The sequence below is a fragment of the Nonomuraea rhizosphaerae genome, assembly GCF_019396405.1.
GTDB lineage: Bacteria > Actinomycetota > Actinomycetes > Streptosporangiales > Streptosporangiaceae > Nonomuraea > Nonomuraea rhizosphaerae.
In genome coordinates, this window is sequence record NZ_JAHKRL010000128.1 from 1 (window position 1) to 24,326 (window position 24,326).

Sequence of the window (24,326 nt, forward strand, 5' to 3'; positions counted from 1 at the left end):
CGCAGCCGACGGTCACCGTGACCGTCACGGCGACCGCCACCGTCACGGTCACCGCAGCCCCCGAAGGCCACCCGACCTCGACGGCGACCCCGAAGCCGACAGGCAAGCCGAGCGCGAAGCCGACCGGGAAGACCACGGGCCGACCGACCGCGAGACCCACGGGCAAGGCGACCGGCAGGCCCTCCGGCAAGGCGACGCCGGGCGCGCGCCAGTCCCAGGGCGGCAGCCCCTGCGGCGGCGCCTCCAACGGCAGGGGCGGCCTCAGCGAGGAGCAGGCCGGCGCGAACGTGGACCGCGCCCAGGCCGCCCTCGAACAGGCCGCCGACCAGGTGCGCGGCACCCGGATCGTGGCCCCGGCCGCAGGCACGGTCCTGTCGGTCGCGGGCGGGGTGGGCGACCCGGCCGACACCGGCACGTTCGTCAGCCTCGGCAACCTGAACGAGTTGCAGGTCGACGCGCTGGTCACCGAGTCCGACGTGAACAAGCTCAAGCTCGGCCAGGAGGCCAGCGTCACCCTGGCCACCCGCGGCTCGCAGAAGTACCCGGCGAAGGTCACCCGCATCGCCCCCACCGCCACCGTGAGCAGCCAGCTCGTCCGCTACTCGGTGACGCTCGCCTTCGACGAGCCGCCGCGCGGGCTGATGCTGGGGCAGACGGCCTCGGTGTCGGTGACGACGGGCCGGACCGGCGACAGCGTGTACGTGCCGGCCGAGGCGGTGCGCGGCCGCTCCGACGGCACCTCGACGGTCACCGTGCGCTCGGGCGGCCGCGACGTCCAGCGGGTGGTGAGCACGGGGATCAGAGGCGACCAGTACGTGGAGATCACCTCGGGCCTGAGCGAGAGCGACCAGGTGGTGATGGCCGGCAGCACCGGCGGCGAGTTCCCGGACAGCAGCTGGCCGGAGAGCTGAGGCCCCCACGAGCCGGGCTGTGGGTGAGCTCACCGGGGGCGTATCCGCCCCGTCCCCGTTGAGCGAACCCACAGCCCGTTCACAGCCGGCGTTCAGGTTCGGCGGGACGCGGCCGTGAGTTTCACGCGCGGGGCGCGGCGGGGATCGTCAGCCGGTGGGCGGTCCTGGCGGGCGCGCCCTTGCGGGAGATGTAGTCCAGCGTCCGGTAGTCGACGGAGATCTCGTCACGGGTGAGCCGGGCCATGATGTAGCCGCGCCGCTGGTCGATGTAGGAGATGTGCGGGTTCTCCTGCAACGCCTCGGCGATCCACGTCTTGTCCCGGTACCCGTCGCCGTCGCTCGCGATCGACGAGGTCACCAGCTCCTTGGCGATCACCGGCGAGTCGGGGTCGTCGAAGTCGATCTTCAGGTCGGCCTGGTGGTGCATGTGCGCGTCCCCGGTGAGCACGACCGGGTTGGCGGCGCCGGCCAGGGAGCCCAGCAGCCGGGTGCGCTCGGCGGCGTAGCCGTCCCAGGAGTCGAGGTTGACCTCACGGCCGGGGCCGACCTTGTAGTCGCGCTGGGCCATGAGGATCTGCTGGCCGAGCAGGTTCCAGCGGGTGGTGGAGCCGCGCAGGCCGCTCTCCAGCCACTGCCACTGCCCGGCGCCGAGCAGCGTCCGCCCGGCGGCCAGCCGGTCGTCGCAGCCCGCCCGCACGCCGTCCAGGCATGCCTGGTCGTCGCGGAACTGCCGGGTGTCCAGCAGGTGGAAGCGGGCCAGCGTGCCCCAGGAGACGCGCCGGTTCACCCGCAGCACCGCGCCCTGGACGCTGGCCCGGCGCAGCGGCATGTTCTCGTAGTACGCCCTGAACGCGTCGGCCCGCCGCCGGGCGAACCCGGGCGCGTCGGTGCTTGACCTGGCGGCGGCCCAGTTGTTCTCCACCTCGTGGTCGTCGAAGGCCACCAGCCACGGCGCGGCGGCGTGGGCGCGCTGCAGGTCGTGGTCGCTCTTGTACTGGGCGTGCCGCAGCCGGTAGTCGGCCAGGGTCGCGCACTTGCCGGGCGTGTGCGTGCGCACCCGGCCGGCCAGGGCGGTGTAGCCGCTGGGGCCGTACTCGTACATGTAGTCGCCGAGGAAGACCACCAGGTCCGGCTCCTGCTCGGCCAGCCGCCGGTAGGCGGTGTAGTAGCCGTGCTCGTAGTGCGCGCAGGCCGCGACCGCGAACGTCAGGGGCCGCTCCCCCGTCGGCGTGGTCCTGGTCCGGCCCGCGGGTGAGAGCCGGCCCTCGCTCTTGAACCGGTAGAAGTAGTCGCGGCCGGGCTCCAGTCCCCGGACCTCGACGTGAACGCTGTGCGCCGCCCGCGGCCCGGCCTCGGCCGTGCCCGATCTGACGATCGAGGAGAAGCGCTCGTCGGTGGCGACCTGCCAGGCGACGTCCACGGCGCGGGAGGGCATGCCGCCGCGGCCGTCACCGCCGAGCGGGTCCTGCGCGAGACGGGTCCAGAGCACGAACCCGTCGGCCGACGGGTCGCCCGAGGCCACGCCCAGGGTGAAGGGGTCGGCCTTCAGTGTCCTGGTTCGCTGCTGGACGGATGCTCGGGCGGGGGTCTGGGAGGGGATGAGGAGCGTTGACGCTGCCGCTGCGATGAAGGATCTGCGGTCCACGATCCACATATGTCCGCTTCCGCTGACACGGCCGTGACCCTGGAGTCAAGGGCGGATGAACAGCGTCAGTCGTCCTGTTCGCGCAGTTCGTCGAGAAGGTCGCGGGCCCGCTGGGCCCCTTCCTGGTCGTCCAGGGCGGTGCAGGCGTCAAGTGCCTCCCGGCCGCGCTCGGCGGCCTCCTCCCGGTCGCCGGACCACTGCAGCGCGACCGCCTCCTCGTAGGCGAGCTTGGCCAGCTCCGGGGCGGCCCGCCCGGGATCGGCGGCGCGCAGGGCCGTCCTGGCGAGGTCGTAGGCCCGGCGAATCTCCGTGGCGTCGTCGCTGGCGTAGTAGACCGACCTGGCGCGCAGCCGCAGCGCCCAGCCCGCGCTCAGCACGTCGTCCGCGCGCCGGTACACCTCGGCGGCCCGCTCGTACGCCCGCGCCGCGGCCTCGTCCTCGTCCCGCCCGGCCAGCGTGTCGCCCGCGTCCATGAACGCGCCGGGGTCCTTCAGCGGCTCCAGGGCGGCCAGCGCCGCGTCGTGCTCGCCCAGCGCGAGCAGCGCCTCGGCCAGGACGCGCCGCACCTTCCTGCCGTTCACCCTGTCGGCGGGGTCGAGCAGCGGCAGCGTCTCCTCGGCGGTCTCCGCGGCGTCCAGGGGACGCTCCGCCCGCAGGTAGGCCCGGCACAGCTCCACCCGGGCCGGCGCCATCCGCGCCGTGTCACCATCGGCCGTGAGCCGGGCCACCTGCTCGGCCAGCTCCCGCAGCGCCGGATCGTCCCACCGCTGCCCGGTCCCCGTGGCCGCCGCCCGGGACAGGGAGAGGCGGGCGTGCGGGAGCAGGGGCAGGTGATCGACCAGCCGCGCGGCCGACAGCGCCGCCTCGACCCTGCGGGTGTGCACGTCCGAGCCGTTGCGGGCGTCGAACCGGGCGGCGATCTCCCGCGCCCCGGCCGCGAGCGTGGCGTGCAGCTCCGGGACCGGCACGTCCGCCCCGTGACGCCGCACGGTGAGCGCGTCGTGGCCGGTCTCCAGCAGCCGGAGCAGCACCAGCGCGCCGCCGGTCATGAACGCGCGCGCCTGCGCGGGCGACGGCGCCCGGTCCAGCAGCGGCAGCTCGCGCTCCAGGATCTCCAGGCCGCGTGTCCGGTTGCCGGTCAGCGCGCAGAACCGCAGGTGGTCGCCGATGTCGTCCAGGTAGGCGACCTGTCCCTGCACGATCCGGTACGCCCTGCGGTGCCCCTCCGCCGCGGCGTCCAGCAGCCCGGTCCTGACGTACGGCGGCAGCAGCGTGCACAGGATGCTCTGCGGCTGCACCCGGCAGGTGAACCGGCCGTCCAGCACGGGCCCGGCCATGGCCACGGCCTCGGTGTCGCGGCCGAGCTGCGACAGCAGGTGGGCGCGGGCGCTGATGTCGCAGGCGCGGCAGTCGGACAGGTCGTCGCGCGGCGTGATCTCCCAGCGGTGCAGCCACTCCTCCAGCGCCCGCTCGTCGCCCAGGTGCCAGGCGAAGCGGGCGCGACTGCCGTTGACGGCGTGCGGCTTGCCCGCCTGCCGGAAGCGGCGCTCCATGTCGTCCAGCGCGGCCAGCGCCCTGGCCAGCGGGATCTCCGGGAAGCGCAGCATGTCGGTCATGATCCACTTGTACTGCCAGAGCACCCGGCGGGCCTGCGCCTCGGTGAAGCGGCCGGGCTCGGCGTCGTAGGCGGCCAGCGTCCGCGAGAACGTGGTGAACGACTTCCCGGGCTCGCCGCCGAACTGATACGACTGCGTCAGCGCCAGCCGCACCGCGATGGCGGGCTCCGGCTCGGGCAGTGTCTCGGCCACCCGCAGCGCCCGCTCGACCAGCACGGTCCTGGCTTCCCCGTACGGCAGCCGGTCGGCCTCCTCCAGCAGCTTGCCGACCTCGTCAGCCATGCGACTCACCCGGCTCCGGGGCGCTGCCCCGCACGGCCCAGTCGAGCAGGCCGAGGAAGGAGCGGTTGAGCGTCGCCGTGTCGGAGGGCCGCAGCGGGTGGTGCCCGTGCAGCAGCGCCATGCCGTACAGCGCCTCGACGGCGGTGGCGGCCAGCGTCAGGTCAGGCAGCCCGGTGACGCGGCGCACCAGCGGGTTGCGGTGGTTGAGGACGAGCCTGGGCCGGTCGGCGGCCAGCGTGCGCTCCATCGCGCCGAGCACGTCGGCCCACAGCTCGTCGCCGAGGTCGCGGGCCTCGCGCAGCTCGGCGTGGTGCTGGGCGGCGCGGCTGGTCAGGTAGAGGGCGGGCAGCGAGGCGGGGTCGAAGTCGCGCAGCACCACCTCGCAGCCGAGCGGGTCGAGGGCGCGCCCGGCGGCGCTGAGGAAGGGACGGGCGCGCAGCTCGGCGTCCGGGTCGGCGGGGCCTAGGTGGGTGGCCAGCTCGGCGGGGTCGAGGCGGTCGAGGCGGGCGTCCGGGTGGAGGTGGGCCAGCCGCTCCAGGATCTCGCCGTCGTAGACGTAGCCGCCGTTGACCAGGCCGACGCCCTGGGCGCCGGAGACGGCCGCGAGCTGGCGGAACTCGTCGACGCTGCCGGTGTAGCGGCCGCGCGGGTGCCTGACCCTGAACTGGGCGAGCGTCATCGGGCCGGCGCTGGTCTCGTACTCCAGCCACTGGTCGACGAGCCTGAGCATGTCGTCGTCGTGCAGGGCCAGCGCCTTGACGCCGAGGCTGTGCAGGCCGAGGAAGGCACGCAGGCCGCCGGGGTCGGTCTCGGCCAGCCGGACGAGCCAGGCGCGCAGCTGGCGGCCCAGCTCCAGGCGGGTGTGTTCGAGCAGGTCGTCCTCGTACAGCGCCTCACGGCTGGCGGTGGGGCGCAGCTCGGCGGCGTCGACCACGCAGCGCGCGAAGAACGCCCACTCGGGCAGCAGGTCCTCGGCGCTCTCGGTGAGCAGCATGCGCTTGAGGTAGACGCGGTGGGCGCCGCGCACGGAGGGGTTGGCGGGGGTGGGCAGGATGTAGGCGACGCCGGTCAGCCCGGCCTCGGGGACGTGCAGGTCCACGACGTCGAGCGCGGCGAAGCCGAACAACTCCTCGCCATGCTTTCTCAGGAAATTTCGCCGTACGGCGGGGGATGCGTGGTTTGTCAGCCAGGGCGGCGGGCCGATCGTGGTGGGACGGCCGTTCACGGTGACGTCGATCGGCAGCAGCGAGCCGTACAGCCCGGCCAGCTCGGTGATCGTCCGCTCCGACACCCACTCGGCCGCGTCCGCCCGCGCCGCCAGCGTGACCGTGGTGCCCGGCTCGTCCGTCCCGTCCCCGTCGAGCGCCACCCGGTAGCGGCCGTCCGAGCGACCGGTCCACAGCACGGCGGGCCCGCCCTTCACCGACCTGGTCCGTACGGTGATCTCGTCCGCCACCAGGAACCCCGACAGCAGCCCGATCCCGAACTGCCCGAGGAACTCGTGCCGGGCGAACCCCAGCTCGTCCCGCTTGGACGAGCGCCCGATGGTGGCCAGCAGCACGTGGACCTCGTCCTCGGTCAGCCCGATGCCGGTGTCGCGCACGCTCAGCCGCCCGCCGGCCACCTCGACGGTCACCGTGGCGGGCGCCCGCGGGTCGCTCACGCGGCGGGCGGTGATCGCGTCGGCCGCGTTCTGCAGCAGCTCGCGCACGTACACGCGGGGGCTGGAGTACAGGTGACGGCTGAACAGGTCGACCACACCGCGCAGATCGACGTGAAAGGCGTTGTCCATCGGCGGGTCCGCCGGCATGTCTACGGGCGAGTCCATCGCGACCTCAGGGGAGTGAGCGGCGCAGGGCCGTGGCGGTGGTGAAACGGACACCGGTCATGCCCGCCCGCTCCGCGCCCGTCACGTTCTCCGGGCGGTCGTCGATGAAGACGATCTCGGCGGGGTCGGCGCCCAGCTCGGCGGCCATGCGGTCGAAGATCTCCCGGTCCGGTTTGACCAGCCCCATCCTGCCGCTGTAGAAGCGGCGCTCGATGGCGGCGATCCAGGGCAGCTCGTCCAGGCCGTCGGCGACGCAGGCGGGGGCGTTCGACAGCAGCGCGACGTGGTCACCGCGCTCCAGGAGCTCGCCGAGGACGGCGACGGTGCCCTTGTCGGGGTAGGCCCAGCTCGCGATGTCCATGGCGACAAGACGGGCGATCTCGGCCACGGCGGCGGGCCGGCCGAGCACCGCCGACCAGTAGGCGGCGGGGCTCAGGGCGGCACGGTCGAACTCCAGCCGGTGCTCCCAGTAGCCCCGCTTGAACACCTCGGGATCGGCGCCCATCACCCGCGCCATCTCCTCGGCGTCGGACTCGAGCTGGGGCAGGGACAGCACACTGCCGTAGTCGAAGACAATCCACGTCATGGCAGGAATGGTCGCAGATGAGGGGCCAGCGCCGGGCAGCCAAGGTATTTCTCGGCGGTGTGGAAGTCGATCCAGTCGAGGTTGACCCGCTCCTCGGCGTCCACGCCGGTGAAGCAGAGGGCCAGGTCGGGCGGGATGGCGGCGATGTCGTCCTTGTCGGCGATGTTGACCCAGCGTTTGACGCCGGCAGGCCGGCTGCCGCGCCCGTTGACGGGAGCGGGCAGCAGGTGCTCGAACACGACGTTGCGCATCCCGAGGGGGCTGCCGAGCGTGATCAGCAGGTCGATCTCCAGGTCGGGGTTGGCCCAGAGCGTCTCGTAGGCGACGACGCTGCCGAGCGAGTGGGCGATCAGGACGCGCGGCCGGTGCTTCCTGATCACGTCGCGCACGGCCTCGCGGCACCTCTCGCGGCGGCCGGGGTCGGTCAGGTAGGCCGCCACCTCGGGCGCGAACAGCGCGGCGAAGGCCGCCGACCTGCCGTCGAGCCGGGCCAGCAGCCAGCCGGTGAACAGCTTGAGCGCCCCGGTGAACCGCTCGCCGAGCCCCCGGTTCCTGGCCCAGCCCATGAGCACCTGCTGCGCGGAGGCGTGCATGCCGGCGAACGCCTGCGGCCCCTCCTTGGGTCTGCCGTCGTGCAGGAGGTGGGAGAAGTAGGCCACCTCGCTGAAGTACGCGCCTTCCTTGCCGAGCGCCACCCCCAGGTAGTGGTCCCACTTCAGGCGCATCGCGTCGGCCGCCCCCTCGGCCGAGTCGCCCGCCGCCATGAAGTAGTTGTACTTGCCGATCCCGTGCACACCGACGATGCCCGCCACAGCGCCCCTCCGCTCGCCCCGTTCCCGTCCACGTGATGGTGGCACGGGTCACTTGCAGCTCGGTGAAACCGCCGCTCCTTTAGGCTTGCCTAAAGGTTTAGGTAGAGCTAAAGTGGACGCAGGACGATCCGAACGCTGAGAGCGAGACCGAGATGGCCTTTCGCCGGAGCACCCCCGACGAGATGGGTCCGGGCGCTCTCGCCCAGGACGCCGTGGACGAGATCACGTGGTACATGCGGGAGCACAAGATCTCCCGCGCCGAGCTGGCGGCCTCGATGAAGGTGTCGCCGGGCCGGGTGAGCCAGATCCTGTCCGGCGACGAGAACCTGACGCTGCGGACGCTGGGGGCCGTGATGACCGCGCTGGGCGCGCGCATGGAGTTCACGCTGAGCGAGGGCGAGGAGCAGTCGATCCTGCTCTCCGAGCAGTAGCCGCTGTTTGTGAGTGCGCTGCTCGTGAGTACGCCGCTCATGGGTGCGCTGTTCATGGGTGCGGCCTGAGCCCGTCCACGCTCGCGGCCGCACGTGCCGGGGGCACGAACCTGGGCAGCGACCGGTAGCCCGCCCGATACCCCGAGGCCAGCAGCCTCAGCACGTCGTTCTCCGCGTCGTGCCGCAGGATCCCGTGCAACCGGGTCAGGTCGTTGACGTACCTGTCGTACCTGGCCAGCCGCGTGTGCCGGGAGCCGCGCAGCGCGGTGACCACCTTGGAGCGCGGCGCCCCGTCCTCGACCAGGGCGGCCACGTCCAGCCGCCGTTCGATGGCGTCGAGCCGGGCGTGCACCCGCTCCCGCCTGCGGTCCTCCGGCGTGAGCCGTTCGGCGATCCGCTCGTGGTAGCGGTTGGCGGCCAGGCTCAGCTCGTACACGCTCCACTCGTCGTCCACCCGTTTCTCGCACCACACCCGCTGGTCCTCGGCCATCGCCTGATCGAGCCTGGCCAGCAGCGACACCAGCCAGAACGTGGCCGCCTCCCTGGCCAGCGAGCGCCGGTCCTCCTCGCGCGAGCGCATCTGGCTCAGCCACAGCCCTCCGGGCGCGATCGCGCCCAGCACCGTGGAGAGGTTGTCGTTGAGCAACGCGCCGCTCGCCGTCGCGACCCCGGCGGAGATCAGCCCGGTCAGCAGGACGATGGACACCGACAGCCACCGGCCGGCCGGCCCGAACGGACGCCCTCTGCCCTGGCAGCGCAGCAACAGGAATCCCGCGGCGGATCCGATGGCCAGAACTCCGGTGAGAGCAAGTTGCTCCGCCGCCTCCTGCGTCACGGAATCGTCCTCCCCCACAGACCGTTGTCTCCATAGTCGCAGCGGTGACGGTTCTTGAAAATCCATTTGCTCGCGGCATATGTCGCTTGGATACGGTGACATTCATTCACGAGGGAAAAGGAGCACCCCGCCATGCCCGGCCCGCTGGTCGTCAACGACTCGGTCGTCATCCCCGACGCCGAGCTCGTCTGGCGTTTCTCGCGCTCCTCCGGCCCGGGCGGCCAGGGCGTCAACACCACGGACAGCCGGGTGGAGCTCAGCTTCGACGTGTCCGCCACCACGGCGCTGCCGCCCGCCCTCAAGGAGCGCGCGCTCGACCGCCTCGGCGGGCCGACGATCACCATCGCCGCCTCCGAGTACCGCTCCCAGCTGCGCAACCGCGAGGCCGCCTGCCAGCGCCTGGCGCAGCGGCTGCGGGAGGCCATCGCGCCGCCGCCCAAGCGCCGCCGGCCCACCAAGCCCAGCCGGGGCTCGGTCGAGCGCCGCATCGCCACCAAGAAGCAGCGCTCCGACGTCAAACGGCTGCGCCGCAGCCCCTGAGCTCTCGACGACCTCGCCGCGCTTCGCGGACCGGTCTCCCGCCCGGCGCGGGGGCGGCTAGGTGGTCAGGACGAGCCTCGTCGCGGTGAGCGCGGGGGCTCTGAGGGGCGCCGGGCAGAGCCGGCCGATGATCTCGTGCACGTGGTCGCGCAGGTAGGGCGCGCTGAGGCGGCCCTGCTCGTCGAAGTGCGGGCAGGTGGGCGAGAGCGTCAGCTCGGAGCCGATCACGACCGCGCCCGCGCCGCTGAGCTGCTTGAACAGCTCCGCCTGGGCCCACATGGCGCCGCACGCCCGCACACTGGCGCTCATCACGGCGACGTGCTTGCCGGCCAGCCGCCCGCCGGTGGCCATCCACCGCAGCGCGTGCCCCAGCTCCGCCGGGAGCAGGCTGTGCTCCGGGGCGGTCACCAGCACGCCGTCACATTCGTCGAGCAGCCGCAACATGCTCACGACCTGCTCGGGCACCGCGCCCGCCGAGTACGGCGGGATGGTGCCGAGTCCCCGCCAACGCTCCAGAAGCGCCCCCGGGGGCAGCTCGCCATCCACCGCCTCCAGCAACCGGTTGATGAACGATCCCGCGTGGAGGCTCGCGGCGACGCCGAAAATTTTCACCCTTCACTCCCAGAGGTGTAGGTGTATGGCCCGTAGTGGTAAACCTGCCCGATGTCGGGGATGTGCAAGACCATGCCCTGGTCAAGACGGGCTTAACGGATGGTTAATGGGATGCTGTACGTACCTGTGGGAATATCGGGACTTAAGGTGTCACGGGTGGCTCTGGGGATGATGAGCTACGGCGATCCGGCCCAGGTACCGTGGTTCCTGCCCGAGGACAAGGCCGAGCCGATCGTGCGCCGGGCGGCCGAGGGCGGGGTGACGGTCTTCGACACGGCCGACATGTACTCGGGCGGCGTCAGCGAGGAGATCACCGGCAGGCTGCTGCGGCGCCTGTTCACCCGCCGTGACGACTACGTGCTGGCCGCCGTGGAGCTGACGCTCACGCCGGAGGAGACGGCCCGCCTGGAGGCCCCGTACCGGCCGCGCCGCCCCTTCGGCTACGGGTTGTGACGGTCGCGGAGGTGGTTCACTGCTCGCCTTCGCGTGGCCGCCGGAAGATGACCACCAGCACGCGCAGCACCAGGATGGCCGAGACGACCAGCAGGTTGTAGCCGATCAGCTCGTACAGGCTCATCGGCAGCTTCGCGTTGACCAGCGGCCCGCCGTCGATGCCCAGCAGGATCACCCCCATCAGCCCGGCCGTCGCGCCGAGCACGGTGAGCAGCACCTGGTGCAGCAGCCCGGTCACGTAGCGGCGGTCGCGCTCGTCGGCCAGCCACCGGATGTTCATGGCCAGGCGCCCGTGCTCGGCGGCGCTGGCGATGCGCTCGACGCGGCGGGGCAGGCGGCGCAGCATCGGCAGCAGCGCCACGACCTCCTGGGTGAGGTTCTCCTTGACGCTGGCCGCGTCGAGCTGCTCGGCCAGGTAGCGGCCGGCGAAGGCGCGGGCCTCGCCGATCAGGTTGAAGCCGGGCGAGAGCCGCACGAGCGTGCCCTCCAGCGTGGCCAGGGCCCGGAAGACGGCCGCGACCTCGGGCGGGATCGACAGCCCGTACTCCGAGACGATCTTGAACAGGTCGGTGAACATGGCCACGCTGTCCAGCCCCGGCCCCAGGTGGCGGGCCATGAACTGGCCGAGCGCCCGCTCCAGGGCGGCCCCGTCGATGTCCTCGGGCCTGGGCACGACCTCCAGCAGCGCGTCGGTGACGCCGAGGGGGTCCTGCCGGTTCATGGCCAGCAGGAAGCGCTGCAGCGCCGAGCGCACCGAGGAGTCCAGGCGGCCGACCGAGCCGAAGTCGAGCAGGCCGAGCGTGCCGTCGTCGAGCAGCATGATGTTGCCCGGGTGCGGGTCGGCGTGGAAGACGCCCTCGACGAGGATCTGCCGCAGCAGGCAGTCGAGCAGGTCGCGGGCCAGCTCGGGGCCCTGCTCGCGCCCGGCGGCGGCCAGCGGGCGGCCGGACAGGCGCTGCATGACCAGGACGCGGTCGGTGCACATCGCGCTGACCGGGGCCGGGTAGGTGACGCTGCCGCCGCCAGAGGCGGCGACGGCGGCCATGTTGGCGGCCTCGATGCGGAAGTCGAGCTCCTCGGCGATCGCCACCGCGAAGCCCTCGGCCAGGTCGCGCATGCCGAGCGAGCGGCCCCAGCGGGTGCGGGACTCCAGCGTGAGGGCCAGGCGGCGGACGATGTCGAGGTCCTTGGCGACGACCCGGCCGATGGCCGGGCGCTGCACCTTGACCACGACGCTCTCGCCGGTATGCAGGCGGGCGGTGTAGGCCTGGGCGATCGAGGCGGCCGCGAGCGGCTCGCTGTCGAACTCGGCGAACACCTTGTCCACCGGCCCGCCCAGCTCGGCCGACAGGACCGGTTCGATCTGCTCCCACGGCGCGGGGGCGACCTGGTCCTGCAGCCGCCCCAACTCGTCCACGAACTCGGGCGGCAGCAGGTCACGCCGGGTGGACAGCACCTGCCCGAGCTTGACGAACGTGACGCCGCCGTCGTCGAGCGCCTCGCGCAGCGAACGGGCCAGCCGCATCTTGCCGGAGCGGTCGTCGAGCCGCTCGCCGCGCCCGCGCAGGTACGGGCCGAGCCCGTGCCTGACGGCGATCCTGGTGATCTGCGAGTAGCGGCGGGCCCGTGAGATCCGGCCGCGCAGCGACCTGAGGAACTCCACGGGCCCGGGGATCGAGCCCGGCGGGACGAGCGCCTCGGCCAGCACCAGGATGACCATCGGGATGAGCACGACGCACATCACGACGAGGAGCATCACCCACATCGGCCCGATGCCGTCGCCCGGCGTGCCGCCGAAGGCGTTCAGCACCGGCGACAGGAACGGCCCCGCCAGCGAGAAGGCCAGCAACCCCGCCAGGAACGTGCGGACCATCCCGAACCGGACGCCCAGCAGCCGCCGCGCCGCCGACGCCAGCACGATGATCATGAAGAGGGCTCCGGCGGCGACGACCAAGGCGACAGGAAAGTCCATGGCGTCCGATAATTGCACAGGTCATCTCATAGCGGCACGAGCCCGGCGCTCCTCCCGGCGCTCGACGAACCGGGCGGCCGTCGTCTCGGTCTTGGCCAGGAACGCCGAGAGCTCCTCGCGGGCCCGCTCGCCCTCGGCGTCGAGCCCGCCCTTGTCGAAGACCGACCACTGGCGCAGCACCGGCATGAGCACGTCGTCGAGGTGCAGGCGCAGGTCGTAGATGCCCTCGTTGGCGATGATCATCGCCTTGCGGGCGAAGCCCTCGATGCCGGAGCCGGGCATCTGGAAGGTGGTGACGACGTCGGTGACGGCGCGCATGGTCTGGTTCGGGTCCAGTTCGAAGGCGGCCTTGAGCAGGTTGCGGTAGAAGAGCATGTGCAGGTTCTCGTCGGCGGCGATCCTGGCCAGCAGCCGCTCGCAGCCCTCGTCGCCGGAGGCCCTGCCGGTGTTGCGGTGCGCGATGCGGGTGGCCAGTTCCTGGAACGACACGTACGCGAGCTGCTGCAGCATGGTGCCGTACTCGGTGATGAAGCCCGACTCCATGTGCCTCATGCGGGCGCGCTCCAGCGCGACCGGGTCCACCGCGCGGGTGACGGTGAGGTAGTCGCGCAGCGCGGTGCCGTGGCGGTCCTCCTCGGCGGTCCAGCGGTGCACCCAGGTGCCCCAGGCGCCGTCGCGGCCGAAGGTGGAGGCGATCTCGTGGTGGTAGCTGGGCAGGTTGTCCTCGGTCAGGAGGTTGACGATGAGCGAGACGCGGGCGGCCTCGGGGATCTTGGAGTCGCCGTCCTGCCAGGCCGCGCCGCCGTAGATGCCGTCGAAGTCGCGGCCCTGGCTCCACGGAATGTACTCGTGCGGGAACCACTCCTTCGCCATTTTCTCATGGCGGTCGAGCTCCCCGGCGACAACCGGCTCGAGCTCGTGCAGCAGTTCCGTCTGAGTCATCGCCATGAAGATCGTCTCTCCCTCTAGGTTACGGTACCGTAGGTTAGGCTACCCCAAGTCGTACCGGGCCCATTAGGGTGAGGGTATGCGACCTAGTGTCCGTGGTGTCCTACTTGATCACGATGAGCAGCTGCTGATCTTCCGCCGGACGGTCCCCGGCCGCGAGGTCTACTGGTCGGTTCCCGGCGGCCACGTCGAGCCCGAGGATGCCACCCTGGAGGACACGCTGCACCGGGAGCTGCTGGAGGAGCTGGGCGCGACGGTCTCGGCCGTGACGCCGCTGACCACGCTCACCTACGCGCGGCAGGGCGAGTTCAAGACCCAGCACGTGTACGGCTGCCGCCTGGTGCGCATGGACCCGGCGCTGCGCCACGGCCCTGAGGTCGACGACCCGGCGCGCGGCGTGTACGAGGTGGTGCCGGTGCCGCTGCGCGAGTCGGAGATCACCTCGCGGAACCTGGTGCCCGAGGCCGTGGCCGGCTACCTGTCGCGCCACATCACGGCGCTGCCGCGCCTCATCGGCGGTCCTCGATCTCCCACAGGTGGTCGATGACGTGCCAGGCCGTCCGGCGCAACGCGTACGCGGGCGGCCAGCCGGTCGTCTGCGGCGGCTGCCACGGGCGGGAGAGCACCTCGGCCAGCTCCTCGCGCATGGCGTCCCGGTCCTGCGGCGACCTGTACGGCTTGTGCCGCACGTCCACCTTCCTGGCGTAGGCGCGCTCGGCGTCCACGACGTGCGCCACGACCTTCGACAGGTCCCGCCCGCCGCCTCTGGGCCCTTTGCGCAGGTCCTCCTTCGAGGCGGCGGCGACCTCGTCGAACAGCTCCCACGCCGCCCGCAGCAGCGCCACCCCGCGCCGCGCGGCCTCGCCCTCCACCGGCTCCAGGTCCAGCTCGGGCACCGCGAACGGCGCCCCGAAGTCGGTCATGCTGTCCCCCGGCACGCGGGCCACGACCACCGGCTCGCCCGGCTCGAAGGCGAGCCCGGCCCGCTCCGCGATCACGCGGTAGCGCGGCGCGTAGTCCATGAGCAGGCCGAGGGCCGCCTCCTCGCCCTTGGCCACCCGGCACCAGCCGGGCCAGCCGAGCGAGCAGGCGAAGACCTTCTTGGGGCCGAGCTCCAGGTAGACGCGAGTCATACCGGCCAGCATCCCAGCGTTACCTGTCGGAACCTGTCAGGTTCAGATCAGGTCGATCAGGTCGGCCACCGAGTCGACGACCAGCGACGGCCGGTAGGGGAAGCGGTCGATCTGGTCACGCTGGGTGACGCCGGTGAGCACCAGGATGGTGTACAGGCCGGCCTCCATGCCGCACACCACGTCGGTGTCCATCCGGTCGCCGATCATCGCGGTCGTCTCGCTGTGCGCCTCGATGTCGTTGAGCGCGCTGCGCATCATGCGCGGGTTGGGCTTGCCGACGAAGTAGGGTTCGACGCCGGTGGCCTTGGTGATCAGCGCGGCCACGGCGCCGCAGGCGGGCAGCGAGCCCTCGGTGGACGGGCCGATCGGGTCGGGGTTGGTGGCGATGAAGCGGGCGCCGGCCTCGATGAGCCGGATGGCGCGGGTGATCTGGGTGAAGCTGTAGGTGCGGGTCTCGCCGAGCACCACGTAGTCGGGGCCGAGGTCGGTCAGTACGTAGCCGGCCTCGTGCAGCGCGGTGGTCAGCCCGGCCTCGCCGATCACGTACGCCGAGCCGCCCGGCCGCTGGTCGGCCAGGAACTCGGCGGTGGCCAGGGCCGAGGTCCAGATCGACTCGGGCGGCACGGCCAGGCCGGCGGCGGCCAGGCGTACCGAGAGGTCGCGCTGGGTGTAGATCGAGTTGTTCGTCAGCACCCGGAACTTCTTGCCGGACTCGCCGAGCCGTTTGATGAACTCGTCGGCGCCCGGCACCGGCCTCCCCTCGTGCACGAGCACGCCGTCCATGTCGGAGAGCCAGGCGTCGATGCGCTTACGCTGAGTCACCCGGCCATCGTACCGAGTGTCTCTTGTCGACTTCCCGACCAGCACATGAAGAATGTTCTTCATGTCGTTCACTGAATCCGCGCGGGACATGCGGGAAGAGCTCGTCCGGCTGCGCCACTCGCTGCACACCACGCCGGAGCTCGGGCTCACGCTGCCGCGCACCCAGGAGAAGGTGCTCGCGGCGCTCGACGGGCTGCCGCTGGAGATCACCCTCGGCAAGGCGCTCAGCTCGATCACCGCCGTCCTCAGGGGCGGCCGGCCCGGCCCGGCCGTGCTGCTGCGCGGTGACATGGACGCGCTGCCGGTCCAGGAGAACAACGACCTGCCCTACCGGTCGCAGACCGACGGCCAGATGCACGCCTGCGGCCACGACCTGCACACGGCGATGCTGACGGGCGCGGCGCACCTGCTCAGCGCGCGGCGCGAGGAGCTGGCCGGGGACGTCGTGTTCATGTTCCAGCCGGGCGAGGAGGGGCACGACGGCGCCAAGCACATGATCGAGGAGGGCGTGCTGGAGGCGGCCGGCGAGCGGCCGGTGGCGGCGTACGGCATGCACGTCGTCTCCTCGGTCCTGCCCATCGGCCTGTTCGCCTCGCGGCCGGGGCCGCTGATGGCGGCGGCGGACGTCTTCAAGGTGACGGTGAAGGGGCGCGGCGGCCACGGCTCCAGCCCGCACCTGGCGCTGGACCCGATCCAGGCGGCCTGCGAGATGGTCATGTCGATCCAGGCGATGGTGACCCGGACGTTCAACGTGTTCGACCCGGTCGTGGTGACCGTCGGCAGCTTCCACGGCGGCACGACCGACAACGTGATCCCCGACGACGCGCGCTTCGAGGCGACGCTGCGCACCTTCAGCGCCGGCAACAGGGAGCTGGCCAGGCGGCGGCTGGTCGAGGTCGTGGAGGGCGTCGCGGCGGCGCACGGGCTCTCGGTCGAGGCCGACTACGGCATGGGCTACCCGGTGACGGTCAACGACACGACCGAGGTGGAGTTCGTGTCCAGGACGGCCGGCGAGCTGTTCGGGCCGGGGCGCTACCTGGTGGCGCCGCAGCCGGTCATGGGCTCGGAGGACTTCTCGTACGTGCTGGAGAACGTCCCCGGCGCGTTCGTCTTCCTCGGCGCCTGCCCGCCCGGCCGGGACCCGGGGACGGCCCCGTACAACCACTCCCCCGAGGCGCAGTTCGACGACTCGGTGCTGCCCGACGGCGCGGCCCTGTACGCCTCGCTCGCGATGTCCCGCCTGTCCGCGTGATGCGGGCCTGGGCGGTGGACCCGGACCGGCTCCTGGTCCGGGTGGAGCGGCCCGTGCCCGAGCCCGGCGTCGGGGAGGTGCTGGTCCAGGTGGAGGCGTGCGCGGTCTGCCGTACGGACCTGCACCTCGCCGAGGGCGACCTGCCCGCGAAGCGGCCGGGCACGACACCCGGCCACCAGGTCGTCGGCCGGGTGACCGGCGGCGAGGGCGTGCCGGAGGGCACCAGGGTCGGGGCGGCCTGGCTGCGGTGGACGTGCGGCGCCTGCCGCCACTGCCTGGGCGGGCGGGAGAACCTGTGCCCGGCCTCGGCCTACAACGGCTGGGACGCCGACGGCGGTTTCGCCGAGTACATGGCGGTGCCGGCCGCCTACGTCTACCAGCTCCCCGAGGGGCCGCCCGCGGAGAAGCTGGCGCCGCTGCTGTGCGCGGGGATCGTCGGCTACCGGGCGCTGCTGCGCTGCGACCTGCCCGAGGGCGGGCGGCTCGGCGTGTACGGGTTCGGCGCCTCGGCGCACCTGACCGCGCAGGCGGCGATCGCGCGGGGGGCCGTCGTGCACGTCGTGACCAGGTCGGCGGCGGCCAGGAAGCTGGCCCTGGAGCTGGGCGCCGCCTCCGCGGGCGAGCGACCACCGGAGCCGCTGGACTCGGCGCTGCTGTTCGCGCCCGTGGGCACGCTGGTGCCGCCCGCGCTGGAGGCGCTCGACAGGGGCGGCACGCTGGCCGTCGCCGGCATCCACCTGACCGACGTCCCCGGCCTGAACTACGAGCGCCACCTCTTCCAGGAGCGCACGCTGCGGAGCGTGACCGCCAACACCCGGGCCGACGGCCGGGCCTTCCTGGATCTCGCCGAGCGCCATCCGCCGCACGTGACGACGCGTCCCTACGCCTTCGAGGAGGCCGGCCGCGCGCTCGGCGACCTGGCGAACGGGCAGGTCAACGGGGCTGCGGTGCTTATATTGGGGTGATGGCGCCGAGCGCCACCCAGGAGGGTCATGAAGGAAAGTTACATTAGCCTCACAACACCTGGAGATTATTGACGCGACGCCTCCATGACCATAAGGTCCGGGCTAATCCCCGAACCTCCACAGGTCCGAACATCACCGGAGCGGTACATGAAGCGACTAGCAGCGGTTGTAGCGTTGCTGGGCCTGGCCACTGCCACAGCGGCGTGCAGCGGTGGCGCCACCAACAAGTCCGGCTCGGGCGGTGGTGGCGGGCTCTTCACCACGATCGACGTCAACAGGCCGGGCCTTGAGCCCAGCGCGCCGGCGAACCCGTACAACCCGAAGGGCAACTCCTTCCTCGGGTACAACGCGATGAAGCTGGCCTGGGTCAAGAACGACCTGACCGACCCGAACAAGTTCTACCCGGGCATCGCCGCGAGCTGGGACATCGCGCCCGACAACTCCTCGGTCACCATCCACCTGCAGCCCAACGGCAAGTGGTCCGACGGCAAGCCGGTGACCGCCGAGGACGTCAAGCTGTCCATCGGCATCGCCTACACGCAGGGCAGCACCGCCTTCGCCATCACCCCGGGCGCGGCCGGCGCGGCCGCCGACGTGCAGGTCGTGGACGACCACACGGTCAAGGTCACGCAGGACATGACCAACCCGAGCATGAAGTTCGCCCGCGGCGTGCTGGACACGTTCGTGGCGCCCGCGCACGTGTGGAACAGCGTCCTGCCCGCCGACTTCTGGGACAAGCTCAAGGCCTCCCGCGCCACCGGCGCCGACGCCGAGAAGGCGCGCGAGGAGATCACCGCCCTGGGCGAGAAGATCATCGCGTTCGCGCCGCCGAAGGACACCTCCGCCGGGCCGTTCACGCTGGAGCGGGTCAACCCCTCCGAGGCGCTGCTGGTCAAGAACAAGAACTTCTTCAACGCCGCCAACGTCGCGCCCGACCAGGTGAAGTTCCTCAACTACACGGGCAACGAGCAGATCTGGAACTACCTGATCGGCGGCAAGCTCGACCACGCGGGCTTCACCGCCGCGCCGACGAACGTCATGGACCGCATCAAGCAGGCTCCCGGCGCCCAGACCATCAAGGGCTTCTCCCCGGTGTCGGTGGGGCTGGCGTTCAACCAGTCCAAGAAGCCGTACGACAACGTGCACGTGCGCAAGGGCCTGGCCTACCTGATCGACCGCGACCAGGTCACCAAGGTCGCCTCCCCCGAGGGCGGCACCGCGGCCGTCACCACCTCCGGCATCCACCAGAAGCCCGCCCAGGAGTGGCTGGGCGCGGAGCTGAGCGCGCTGGAGCCGTACAAGCACGACGTGGCCAAGGCCGAGACCGAGTTCAAGGCGGCCGGGCTGCAGAAGAAGGACGGCAAGTGGGCGCTGGCCGACGGCTCGCCGTGGAAGTTCTCCATGCACGCCCCGGCCGGGTTCTCCGACTGGATCTCCGCGCAGGAGAACATCAAGAGCCAGCTCGCCACGGCCGGCGTCGACGCCGAGGTCGTGACCACCGCGGACTACCCGCTCTACCTGGAGGAGCTCGCGGCCGGCAAGTACGACGCCGGGTTCTGGCTGCTGGCGCTCGGCCCCGCGCCGTACGACATCTACCAGCGGCTCTTCGGCGCCTCCAACGGCTGGACCAACGTCGCGGGCAAGATCGCGCACGCGGCCCCCGGCAAGGGCGGCAACTGGATGGGCGGCCCCGAGGAGATCGATGTCGCGGGCGTCGGCAAGGTCAACCCCGGTGAGCTGACCGGCAAGCTGAACGCCTCGACCGCGGAGCAGGCCAAGCCGATCATGGTCGAGCTGGCCAAGGCCGCCAACGAGAACCTGCCGCTGATCCAGCTCTGGGACTACGTCAACACGCAGTTCGTCAACACCAGCCGCTTCACCGGCTGGCCCGAGGCCGAGGCCGACGTCCTGCGCCTTCCCGCGGGCGTGTGGATGCAGCTCGGCATGGTGAAGAAGAAGCAGTAGGTTTCATGACGGTCATCGCACGGCGACTCGCGGGCCACCTGGCCCGCGGGATCGTCATGGTTCTCGTCGTCGCCACGATCAGCTTCTTCATCATCAGGAACATCCCCGGCGACCCGATCGCCGCGAGATACCAGAAGCTGATCGAGGGCGGCGCGTCACCGGAGGCCGCCGAGCGGGCCACCGCCGTGATGTACGGGTTCCTCCCCAAGGGGACGCTCTGGCAGCAGTACCTCGACTACATGTCGGGCCTGTTCCACTTCGACCTCGGCATCTCGGTGACCAACCCGGGCACGCCGGTCACCGAGGTGCTCGCCGGCGCGGCCAAGTGGACCGTTCTACCGGTGCTGTTCGGCACGCTGCTGAGCTTCCTGGTCGGCGTCATCCTCGGCGTGTACGCCGCCGTCAAGCGCACCGGCAAGCTCGGTGACGTCCTGGCGGTCTCCGGCTCGCTGCTGCACGGCGTGCCGCAGTACGTGCTGGCGCTGCTCATGGGCGCGATCTTCACCACGCTGCTGCCGATCCTGCCCTCCGACGGCACCGCCGACATCCTGTACGAGCCCGGCTTCAACGCCGGCTACATCGGCTCGCTCGTCGAGCACGCCACGCTGCCCGTCGTCACCTACGCGCTGGCCAGCTACGGCGGCTGGATCCTGGCCATGAAGTCGAGCGTCGTCACGGTGCTGGGCGACGACTTCATCCTGGCCGCCGAGCTGCGCGGGATGAAACGCTCGGTCATCTTCCGCTACATCGCGCGCAACGCGATCCTGCCGCTGTTCACGATCCTGGCGCTGTCGCTGGGCCTGCTGTTCGGCGGCTCGATCTTCATCGAGCGCATCTTCAACTACCCGGGGCTGGGCTTCCTGCTCATCGACAGCATCACCAACCGCGACTACGCCCTCATGGGCGGCGCGTTCCTGCTGATCACCGTGGCCATCGTGGTGGCCAACATCCTGGCCGACCTCTTCTACTCGGTGATCGACCCGCGCGTGCGCTCCACCGAGGAGGTGTCCTGATGAGCACCGTGATCCTGGAGAGCGCCGGCACGGCCTCGACCATGCGGCGCAACTTCTGGCGCGGCGTGTGGCGCGTCATGCTGCGCAAGCCCAGCCGCCTGGTCGGCGCGGTCATCGTGCTCGGCTTCGCGTTCATGGGCGTGTTCGGGCCGATGTTCTACCCCGACCTGCTGCCGCACAACGCCGACAACATCTACGCGCCGATGAGCGGCGAGCACTGGTTCGGCACCGACGGCCAGGGCCGCGACGTGGTGGCGCTGGTCGTCACCGGCTCCCGGTACGTGCTGCTCAGTGCCCTGGTCACGGCGATCATCACGGTCGTGCTCGGCACCTCGATCGGGCTGTTCTCCGGCTTCAAGCGGGGCCGCTGGGACACCGTCCTCATGCGCCTGACCGACATGAAGCTGACCATCCCGGGGCTGCCGCTGCTGCTGGTGCTGTCCACGGTGTGGAAGTTCGGCAGCGCCGTCGAGATGGGCCTGCTGCTCGGCCTGCTCGGCTGGGGCGGCGTGGCGCGGGCCGTGCGCTCGCAGACGCTGTCGCTGCGCGAGCGGGGCTTCATCGAGGCCGCGCGGGGGCTGGGGCTGTCCACGACGCATATCGTGGGCAAGGAGCTGCTGCCCAGCATGGCGCCCTACATCGCGATGAACATGCTCATCGCGGTCACCGGCGCCGTGTACGCGCAGGTCGGGCTGTTCTTCCTGGGCGTGCTGCCGTACGAGGCGAACAACTGGGGCGTCATGCTCAACCTGGCCGTCTTCGGCGGCGGCGCCATGACCACCACGGCGGCGCTGCCGTACATGCTGGCGCCGCTCCTGGCGATCCTGCTGCTCACGCTCGGCATCGTGCTCGTGGTGGACGCCATGGACGAGATCTTCAACCCCCGGCTGCGGGAGGAGTAGCAGTGCCTCAGGAAGCACCGGGAGTGCGCGTCGACGGCCTCACGGTCGTCTACCGGACGCCGGCGGGCGAGCTGCCCGCCGTGCGCGACGTCAGCCTGACGCTGGAGCCCGGCACCATCACCGGCATCGTCGGCGAGTCCGGCTCCGGCAAGTCCACGATGGCGCTGTCGCTGCTGAACGCGGTGCAGCCGCCGGGCCGGATCGCGGCCGGCAGCGTCGAGATCGACGGGCTCGGCGACGTCGTCGGGTTCGCCGGCGAGCGGCTGCGCAAGGCCAGGGGCGCGCACATCGGGTACGTGTTCCAGGCCGCCCAGAACTCCATGAACCCGCTCAAGACCGTCGGCAAGCAGCTGCTCGACCTCGGCCGCTCGCACGGCGTGGCGGACCTGCGGGGCCTGGTCCGCGAGGCCAAGGAGCTGCTGGCCAGGATGGGCCTGGACGGGGCCAGGGTGCTCGACTCCTACCAGCACGAGCTGTCGGGCGGCATGCGCCAGCGGGTCGGCATCATGCTGGCGCTGGTGCTCAACGCCCACCTGGTGGTGCTGGACGAGCCGACGACCGCGCTCGACATGATCACCCAGGCGAACATCCTGAAGATCGTCCGCGAGGTGCACGCCGAACGCGGGCTGACCACGCTGGTCATCACGCACGACATCGGCGTGGTGGCCGAGGTGGCCGACCGGCTCGCGGTCATGTACGGGGGCCGCCTGGTCGAGCAGGGCCCCACCAGGCAGGTGCTCGGCTCGCCGCGCCACCCGTACACCAGGGGCCTGATCACCGCCATCCCGCGCCTGACCGGTGACATCGACGAGGCGCGGGCGCTGCCGGGACGGCCGCCGACGCTGGCCACCGTGCCGAAGGAGGGCTGCGTGTTCCGGGAGCGGTGCCCGCTGCGGATGGACGTCTGCGACACCGTCGACCCCGACGCGGTCGCCGACGGGTCCAGGATCGTGGCCTGCCACGCCGTGAACGTGAGGGAGCACGCGTGATCACCGGGACCGGCATCACCAAGACGTTCAGGCAGCGCGGCAACGTGCTGGGCAAGCGGGAGGTCCCCGCGTTGCGCGGCGTCGACTTCGCGATCGGCAAGGGCGGGGCCGCCTCGTTCATCGGCGAGTCGGGCTGCGGCAAGACGACGCTCGGGCGCATCATCGCCGGGCTGGAGAGCTATGACGAGGGCGAGATCGCCATCGACGGCACGCCCATGACGCCGCTCAAGCCCAAGCAGCGCCAGCCGCACTTCCGCAAGATCCAGATGATCCACCAGGACCCGTACTCGGCGCTGAACCCGACGCGGACCATCTACCAGACGCTGCAGGCGCCGCTGGCGCTGCGGGCGGGACAGACCGGACGCCCCAAGGCGTGGATCGACGAGCGGGCCACCGAGGTGCTGTCGCTGGTCGGGCTCGACCCGGCGACCGTCCTGTCCCGCTACCCGCACCAGCTCTCGGGCGGCATGCGGCAGCGGGTGGTCATCGCCCGCGCGCTGACCGTCGACCCGGAGATGCTGGTCGCCGACGAGGCCGTCTCGATGATCGACGTGTCGCTGCGGCTGGGCATCCTGGCGCTGCTGAAGGACCTGCGCGACCGGCTGGGCGTGTCCGTGCTGTTCATCACGCACGACGTGGCCACCGCCCGCTACATCGGCGCCGACGGCGAGCTGTACGTCATCTACCGGGGGCAGGTCGTCGAGCGGGGGCCCGTGGACACGATCATCGCCGACCCGGTGCACCCGTACACGCAGTCGCTGCTGTCGGCCATCCCCGTGCTGCACGGCCTTGAGCGGCCCGGTGAGGAGCCGGTGGTGCCGCTGGAGTCGCTGTCGGCCGACCAGTCCGACAGCGGGTGCCTGTTCGAGCCCCGGTGCCCGTTCCGCGGCGACCGGTGCGCCACCGAGCGGCCGCTGCTGCAGGTGACGAAGGAGGCTCCGCAGGAGCACGCCTGCTTCTACCCCGAGCGCCGCCAGGTCATCGCCCGCCCGATGAGTGAGGTGTGACCGCATGACGCCTCGTGAGGCCGGAACCGCCGGAGCCACCGCTCCCGCCGTCCGGGTGGCGGGGACCGCCGACCTGTCCGCTGACCTGGCCGCTGCCGGGGAGGTGGCGCGGGCGGCGCTGACGCTGGACGCCGGCGAGGCCGCCGCGCTGGTCCGGCGGCTGGCCGATCCGCCGCGCGAGCGCCGCTGGACCGCTCTGGTGAGCGACGGCGGCGTGGTGATGGCGTCCCTGTCCGGCAGGGACCCGGCCGTCGGCCACCTGGACCTGCTGGCCGTCCACCCCGACGTCCAGGGGCGGGGGCACGGGCGAGCACTGGTGGGCGCGGCCGAGGAATGGTTGCGCTCACAGGGCGCGCGGCAGGCGCGCTTCGCCGGGAACCCGCCGTGTTACGCCTGGCCGGGGATCGACGTGCGGTACACGGCCGCCGCCTGCCTGGCCGAGCGCCTGGGCTACGAGCGTTACGACACGGCCTGGAACATGACCGCCGACCTGGGCGCGGGCTCGCCCCTGGCGGACGAGGCCGCCCGGCTGGCCGCGGCGGGGGTTCACGTGCGCGCCGCGACCGGGCCCGAGGAGCGGGAGCGGGTGGCCGCGTTCGTACGCGAGCACTGGAACGAGTCGTGGGCCTGGGAGGCCGTGAACGCCGCCGGGCTGCACCACGCCGAGCGCGACGGCCGGATCCTCGGGTTCGCCGCGTGGGGGGCGCGACCGGCGTGGTTCGGGCCGATGGGGACCGCGCCCGAGGCGCGCGGGCTCGGCGTCGGCGGCGCGCTGCTGCGCCGCTGCCTGGCCGAGCAGCGCGCCGC

At 71.8% G+C, this 24,326-nt stretch carries 24 protein-coding genes; 13 read left to right on the forward strand and 11 right to left on the reverse strand.

The window, feature by feature from the left end; genetic code table 11:
* Positions 1-911, forward strand: a 911-nt coding sequence (locus KME77_RS06240; protein WP_219462835.1) for an efflux RND transporter periplasmic adaptor subunit, incomplete at its 5' end; no start/stop codon positions are given.
* 121 nt (positions 912-1,032) lie between these two features.
* On the opposite strand, the gene KME77_RS06245 is transcribed toward KME77_RS06240, so the two are convergent.
* From KME77_RS06245 to KME77_RS06265, 5 genes are all read right to left on the reverse strand, one after another.
* Positions 1,033-2,556 (reverse strand): alkaline phosphatase D family protein, encoded by a 1,524-nt coding sequence (locus KME77_RS06245; protein ID WP_372451141.1) that lies wholly within the window; start codon positions 2,554-2,556, stop codon positions 1,033-1,035.
* A gap of 65 nt (positions 2,557-2,621) precedes the next feature.
* Positions 2,622-4,454, reverse strand: coding sequence for a hypothetical protein (locus tag KME77_RS06250; protein WP_219462837.1), 1,833 nt, complete (start codon positions 4,452-4,454; stop codon positions 2,622-2,624).
* The gene (locus KME77_RS06255; protein WP_246609256.1) at positions 4,447-6,282 is read right to left on the reverse strand and encodes an HSP90 family protein; all 1,836 of its coding nucleotides are present in this window, start codon (positions 6,280-6,282) and stop codon (positions 4,447-4,449) included. Before KME77_RS06255 ends, KME77_RS06250 begins: the two co-directional genes overlap by 8 nt.
* A gap of 7 nt (positions 6,283-6,289) precedes the next feature.
* A complete protein-coding gene (locus tag KME77_RS06260; protein ID WP_219462839.1) occupies positions 6,290-6,868 on the reverse strand; it encodes an HAD family hydrolase in 579 nt (192 codons plus the stop codon).
* Positions 6,865-7,680 (reverse strand): alpha/beta hydrolase family protein, encoded by an 816-nt coding sequence (locus KME77_RS06265; RefSeq protein WP_219462841.1) that lies wholly within the window; start codon positions 7,678-7,680, stop codon positions 6,865-6,867. Before KME77_RS06265 ends, KME77_RS06260 begins: the two co-directional genes overlap by 4 nt.
* A gap of 152 nt (positions 7,681-7,832) precedes the next feature.
* On the opposite strand from KME77_RS06265, the gene KME77_RS06270 reads away from it, so the two are divergent.
* On the forward strand, positions 7,833-8,111 hold the full coding sequence (locus KME77_RS06270; protein WP_219462843.1) for a helix-turn-helix domain-containing protein: 279 nt from the start codon (positions 7,833-7,835) through the stop codon (positions 8,109-8,111).
* 52 nt (positions 8,112-8,163) lie between these two features.
* Here KME77_RS06270 and KME77_RS06275 read toward each other — a convergent pair whose 3' ends face one another.
* Positions 8,164-8,964: a hypothetical protein gene (locus tag KME77_RS06275; protein ID WP_219462844.1), complete on the reverse strand. Its 801-nt coding sequence runs from the start codon at positions 8,962-8,964 to the stop codon at positions 8,164-8,166.
* A 114-nt stretch (positions 8,965-9,078) separates the two neighbouring features.
* Here KME77_RS06275 and arfB point away from each other — a divergent pair, with 114 nt between their 5' ends.
* Positions 9,079-9,486 (forward strand): alternative ribosome rescue aminoacyl-tRNA hydrolase ArfB, encoded by a 408-nt coding sequence (arfB, locus tag KME77_RS06280; RefSeq protein ID WP_219462846.1) that lies wholly within the window; start codon positions 9,079-9,081, stop codon positions 9,484-9,486.
* A 57-nt stretch (positions 9,487-9,543) separates the two neighbouring features.
* On the opposite strand, the gene KME77_RS06285 is transcribed toward arfB, so the two are convergent.
* Positions 9,544-10,098 (reverse strand): NADPH-dependent FMN reductase, encoded by a 555-nt coding sequence (locus KME77_RS06285; protein ID WP_219462848.1) that lies wholly within the window; start codon positions 10,096-10,098, stop codon positions 9,544-9,546.
* 156 nt (positions 10,099-10,254) lie between these two features.
* Here KME77_RS06285 and KME77_RS06290 point away from each other — a divergent pair, with 156 nt between their 5' ends.
* Positions 10,255-10,551: an aldo/keto reductase gene (locus KME77_RS06290; protein WP_308250574.1), complete on the forward strand. Its 297-nt coding sequence runs from the start codon at positions 10,255-10,257 to the stop codon at positions 10,549-10,551.
* Positions 10,552-10,567: 16 nt separating this feature from the next.
* On the opposite strand, the gene KME77_RS06295 is transcribed toward KME77_RS06290, so the two are convergent.
* Positions 10,568-12,523 carry an ABC1 kinase family protein gene (locus KME77_RS06295; protein WP_219462852.1) on the reverse strand — a complete coding sequence of 652 codons (1,956 nt, stop codon included), beginning with the start codon at positions 12,521-12,523 and terminating at the stop codon, positions 10,568-10,570.
* Between the two features lie 21 nt (positions 12,524-12,544).
* Entirely contained in the window at positions 12,545-13,465 is a 921-nt protein-coding gene (locus KME77_RS06300) for an acyl-ACP desaturase (protein WP_308250575.1), read from the reverse strand.
* Between the two features lie 85 nt (positions 13,466-13,550).
* Between KME77_RS06300 and KME77_RS06305 the strand changes: the two genes are divergently transcribed.
* On the forward strand, positions 13,551-14,018 hold the full coding sequence (locus KME77_RS06305; RefSeq protein WP_219462857.1) for an NUDIX domain-containing protein: 468 nt from the start codon (positions 13,551-13,553) through the stop codon (positions 14,016-14,018).
* Here the strand turns inward: KME77_RS06305 and KME77_RS06310 are convergent.
* Together KME77_RS06310 and KME77_RS06315 are read right to left on the reverse strand one after the other, a co-directional pair.
* On the reverse strand, positions 13,981-14,604 hold the full coding sequence (locus tag KME77_RS06310) for a DinB family protein (protein WP_246609257.1): 624 nt from the start codon (positions 14,602-14,604) through the stop codon (positions 13,981-13,983). The genes KME77_RS06305 and KME77_RS06310 overlap by 38 nt on opposite strands.
* 42 nt (positions 14,605-14,646) lie before the next feature.
* Complete coding sequence (locus KME77_RS06315; RefSeq protein ID WP_308250576.1) at positions 14,647-15,426, reverse strand: HAD-IIA family hydrolase; 780 nt, start codon at positions 15,424-15,426, stop codon at positions 14,647-14,649.
* Positions 15,427-15,487: 61 nt separating this feature from the next.
* Here KME77_RS06315 and KME77_RS06320 point away from each other — a divergent pair, with 61 nt between their 5' ends.
* The 8 genes from KME77_RS06320 to KME77_RS06355 all read left to right on the forward strand — a co-directional run.
* A complete protein-coding gene (locus KME77_RS06320; protein ID WP_219462858.1) occupies positions 15,488-16,678 on the forward strand; it encodes a M20 metallopeptidase family protein in 1,191 nt (396 codons plus the stop codon).
* Positions 16,678-17,643 carry a zinc-binding alcohol dehydrogenase family protein gene (locus KME77_RS06325; protein ID WP_219462875.1) on the forward strand — a complete coding sequence of 322 codons (966 nt, stop codon included), beginning with the start codon at positions 16,678-16,680 and terminating at the stop codon, positions 17,641-17,643. Before KME77_RS06320 ends, KME77_RS06325 begins: the two co-directional genes overlap by 1 nt.
* Positions 17,644-17,790: 147 nt before the next feature.
* The gene (locus KME77_RS06330) at positions 17,791-19,608 is read left to right on the forward strand and encodes an ABC transporter substrate-binding protein (protein WP_219462860.1); all 1,818 of its coding nucleotides are present in this window, start codon (positions 17,791-17,793) and stop codon (positions 19,606-19,608) included.
* A 5-nt stretch (positions 19,609-19,613) separates the two neighbouring features.
* Entirely contained in the window at positions 19,614-20,621 is a 1,008-nt protein-coding gene (locus KME77_RS06335) for an ABC transporter permease (protein WP_219462862.1), read from the forward strand.
* A complete protein-coding gene (locus KME77_RS06340; RefSeq protein WP_219462864.1) occupies positions 20,621-21,523 on the forward strand; it encodes an ABC transporter permease in 903 nt (300 codons plus the stop codon). The genes KME77_RS06335 and KME77_RS06340 overlap by 1 nt, the downstream gene beginning before the upstream one ends.
* Before the next feature lie 2 nt (positions 21,524-21,525).
* Positions 21,526-22,512: an ABC transporter ATP-binding protein gene (locus tag KME77_RS06345; RefSeq protein WP_308250577.1), complete on the forward strand. Its 987-nt coding sequence runs from the start codon at positions 21,526-21,528 to the stop codon at positions 22,510-22,512.
* Positions 22,509-23,519: an ABC transporter ATP-binding protein gene (locus KME77_RS06350; protein WP_219462866.1), complete on the forward strand. Its 1,011-nt coding sequence runs from the start codon at positions 22,509-22,511 to the stop codon at positions 23,517-23,519. The genes KME77_RS06345 and KME77_RS06350 overlap by 4 nt, the downstream gene beginning before the upstream one ends.
* Before the next feature lie 4 nt (positions 23,520-23,523).
* The coding region (locus KME77_RS06355; protein ID WP_219462867.1) for a GNAT family N-acetyltransferase at positions 23,524-24,326 on the forward strand (803 nt) is incomplete at its 3' end.

Bases quoted from the DNA above. Each gene is read 5' to 3' on its own strand.
- KME77_RS06310 (WP_246609257.1), bottom strand. From the start codon at position 14,604: ATGACTCGCGTCTACCTGGAGCTCGGCCCCAAGAAGGTCTTCGCCTGC.
- KME77_RS06260 (WP_219462839.1), bottom strand. From the start codon at position 6,868: ATGACGTGGATTGTCTTCGACTACGGCAGTGTGCTGTCCCTGCCCCAG.
- KME77_RS06305 (WP_219462857.1), top strand. From the start codon at position 13,551: ATGCGACCTAGTGTCCGTGGTGTCCTACTTGATCACGATGAGCAGCTG.
- KME77_RS06320 (WP_219462858.1), top strand. From the start codon at position 15,488: ATGTCGTTCACTGAATCCGCGCGGGACATGCGGGAAGAGCTCGTCCGG.
- KME77_RS06335 (WP_219462862.1), top strand. From the start codon at position 19,614: ATGACGGTCATCGCACGGCGACTCGCGGGCCACCTGGCCCGCGGGATC.
- KME77_RS06270 (WP_219462843.1), top strand. From the start codon at position 7,833: ATGGCCTTTCGCCGGAGCACCCCCGACGAGATGGGTCCGGGCGCTCTC.
- KME77_RS06250 (WP_219462837.1), bottom strand. From the start codon at position 4,454: ATGGCTGACGAGGTCGGCAAGCTGCTGGAGGAGGCCGACCGGCTGCCG.
- KME77_RS06255 (WP_246609256.1), bottom strand. From the start codon at position 6,282: ATGGACTCGCCCGTAGACATGCCGGCGGACCCGCCGATGGACAACGCC.
- arfB (WP_219462846.1), top strand. From the start codon at position 9,079: ATGCCCGGCCCGCTGGTCGTCAACGACTCGGTCGTCATCCCCGACGCC.
- KME77_RS06325 (WP_219462875.1), top strand. From the start codon at position 16,678: ATGCGGGCCTGGGCGGTGGACCCGGACCGGCTCCTGGTCCGGGTGGAG.
- KME77_RS06300 (WP_308250575.1), bottom strand. From the start codon at position 13,465: ATGACTCAGACGGAACTGCTGCACGAGCTCGAGCCGGTTGTCGCCGGG.
- KME77_RS06340 (WP_219462864.1), top strand. From the start codon at position 20,621: ATGAGCACCGTGATCCTGGAGAGCGCCGGCACGGCCTCGACCATGCGG.
- KME77_RS06295 (WP_219462852.1), bottom strand. From the start codon at position 12,523: ATGGACTTTCCTGTCGCCTTGGTCGTCGCCGCCGGAGCCCTCTTCATG.
- KME77_RS06330 (WP_219462860.1), top strand. From the start codon at position 17,791: ATGAAGCGACTAGCAGCGGTTGTAGCGTTGCTGGGCCTGGCCACTGCC.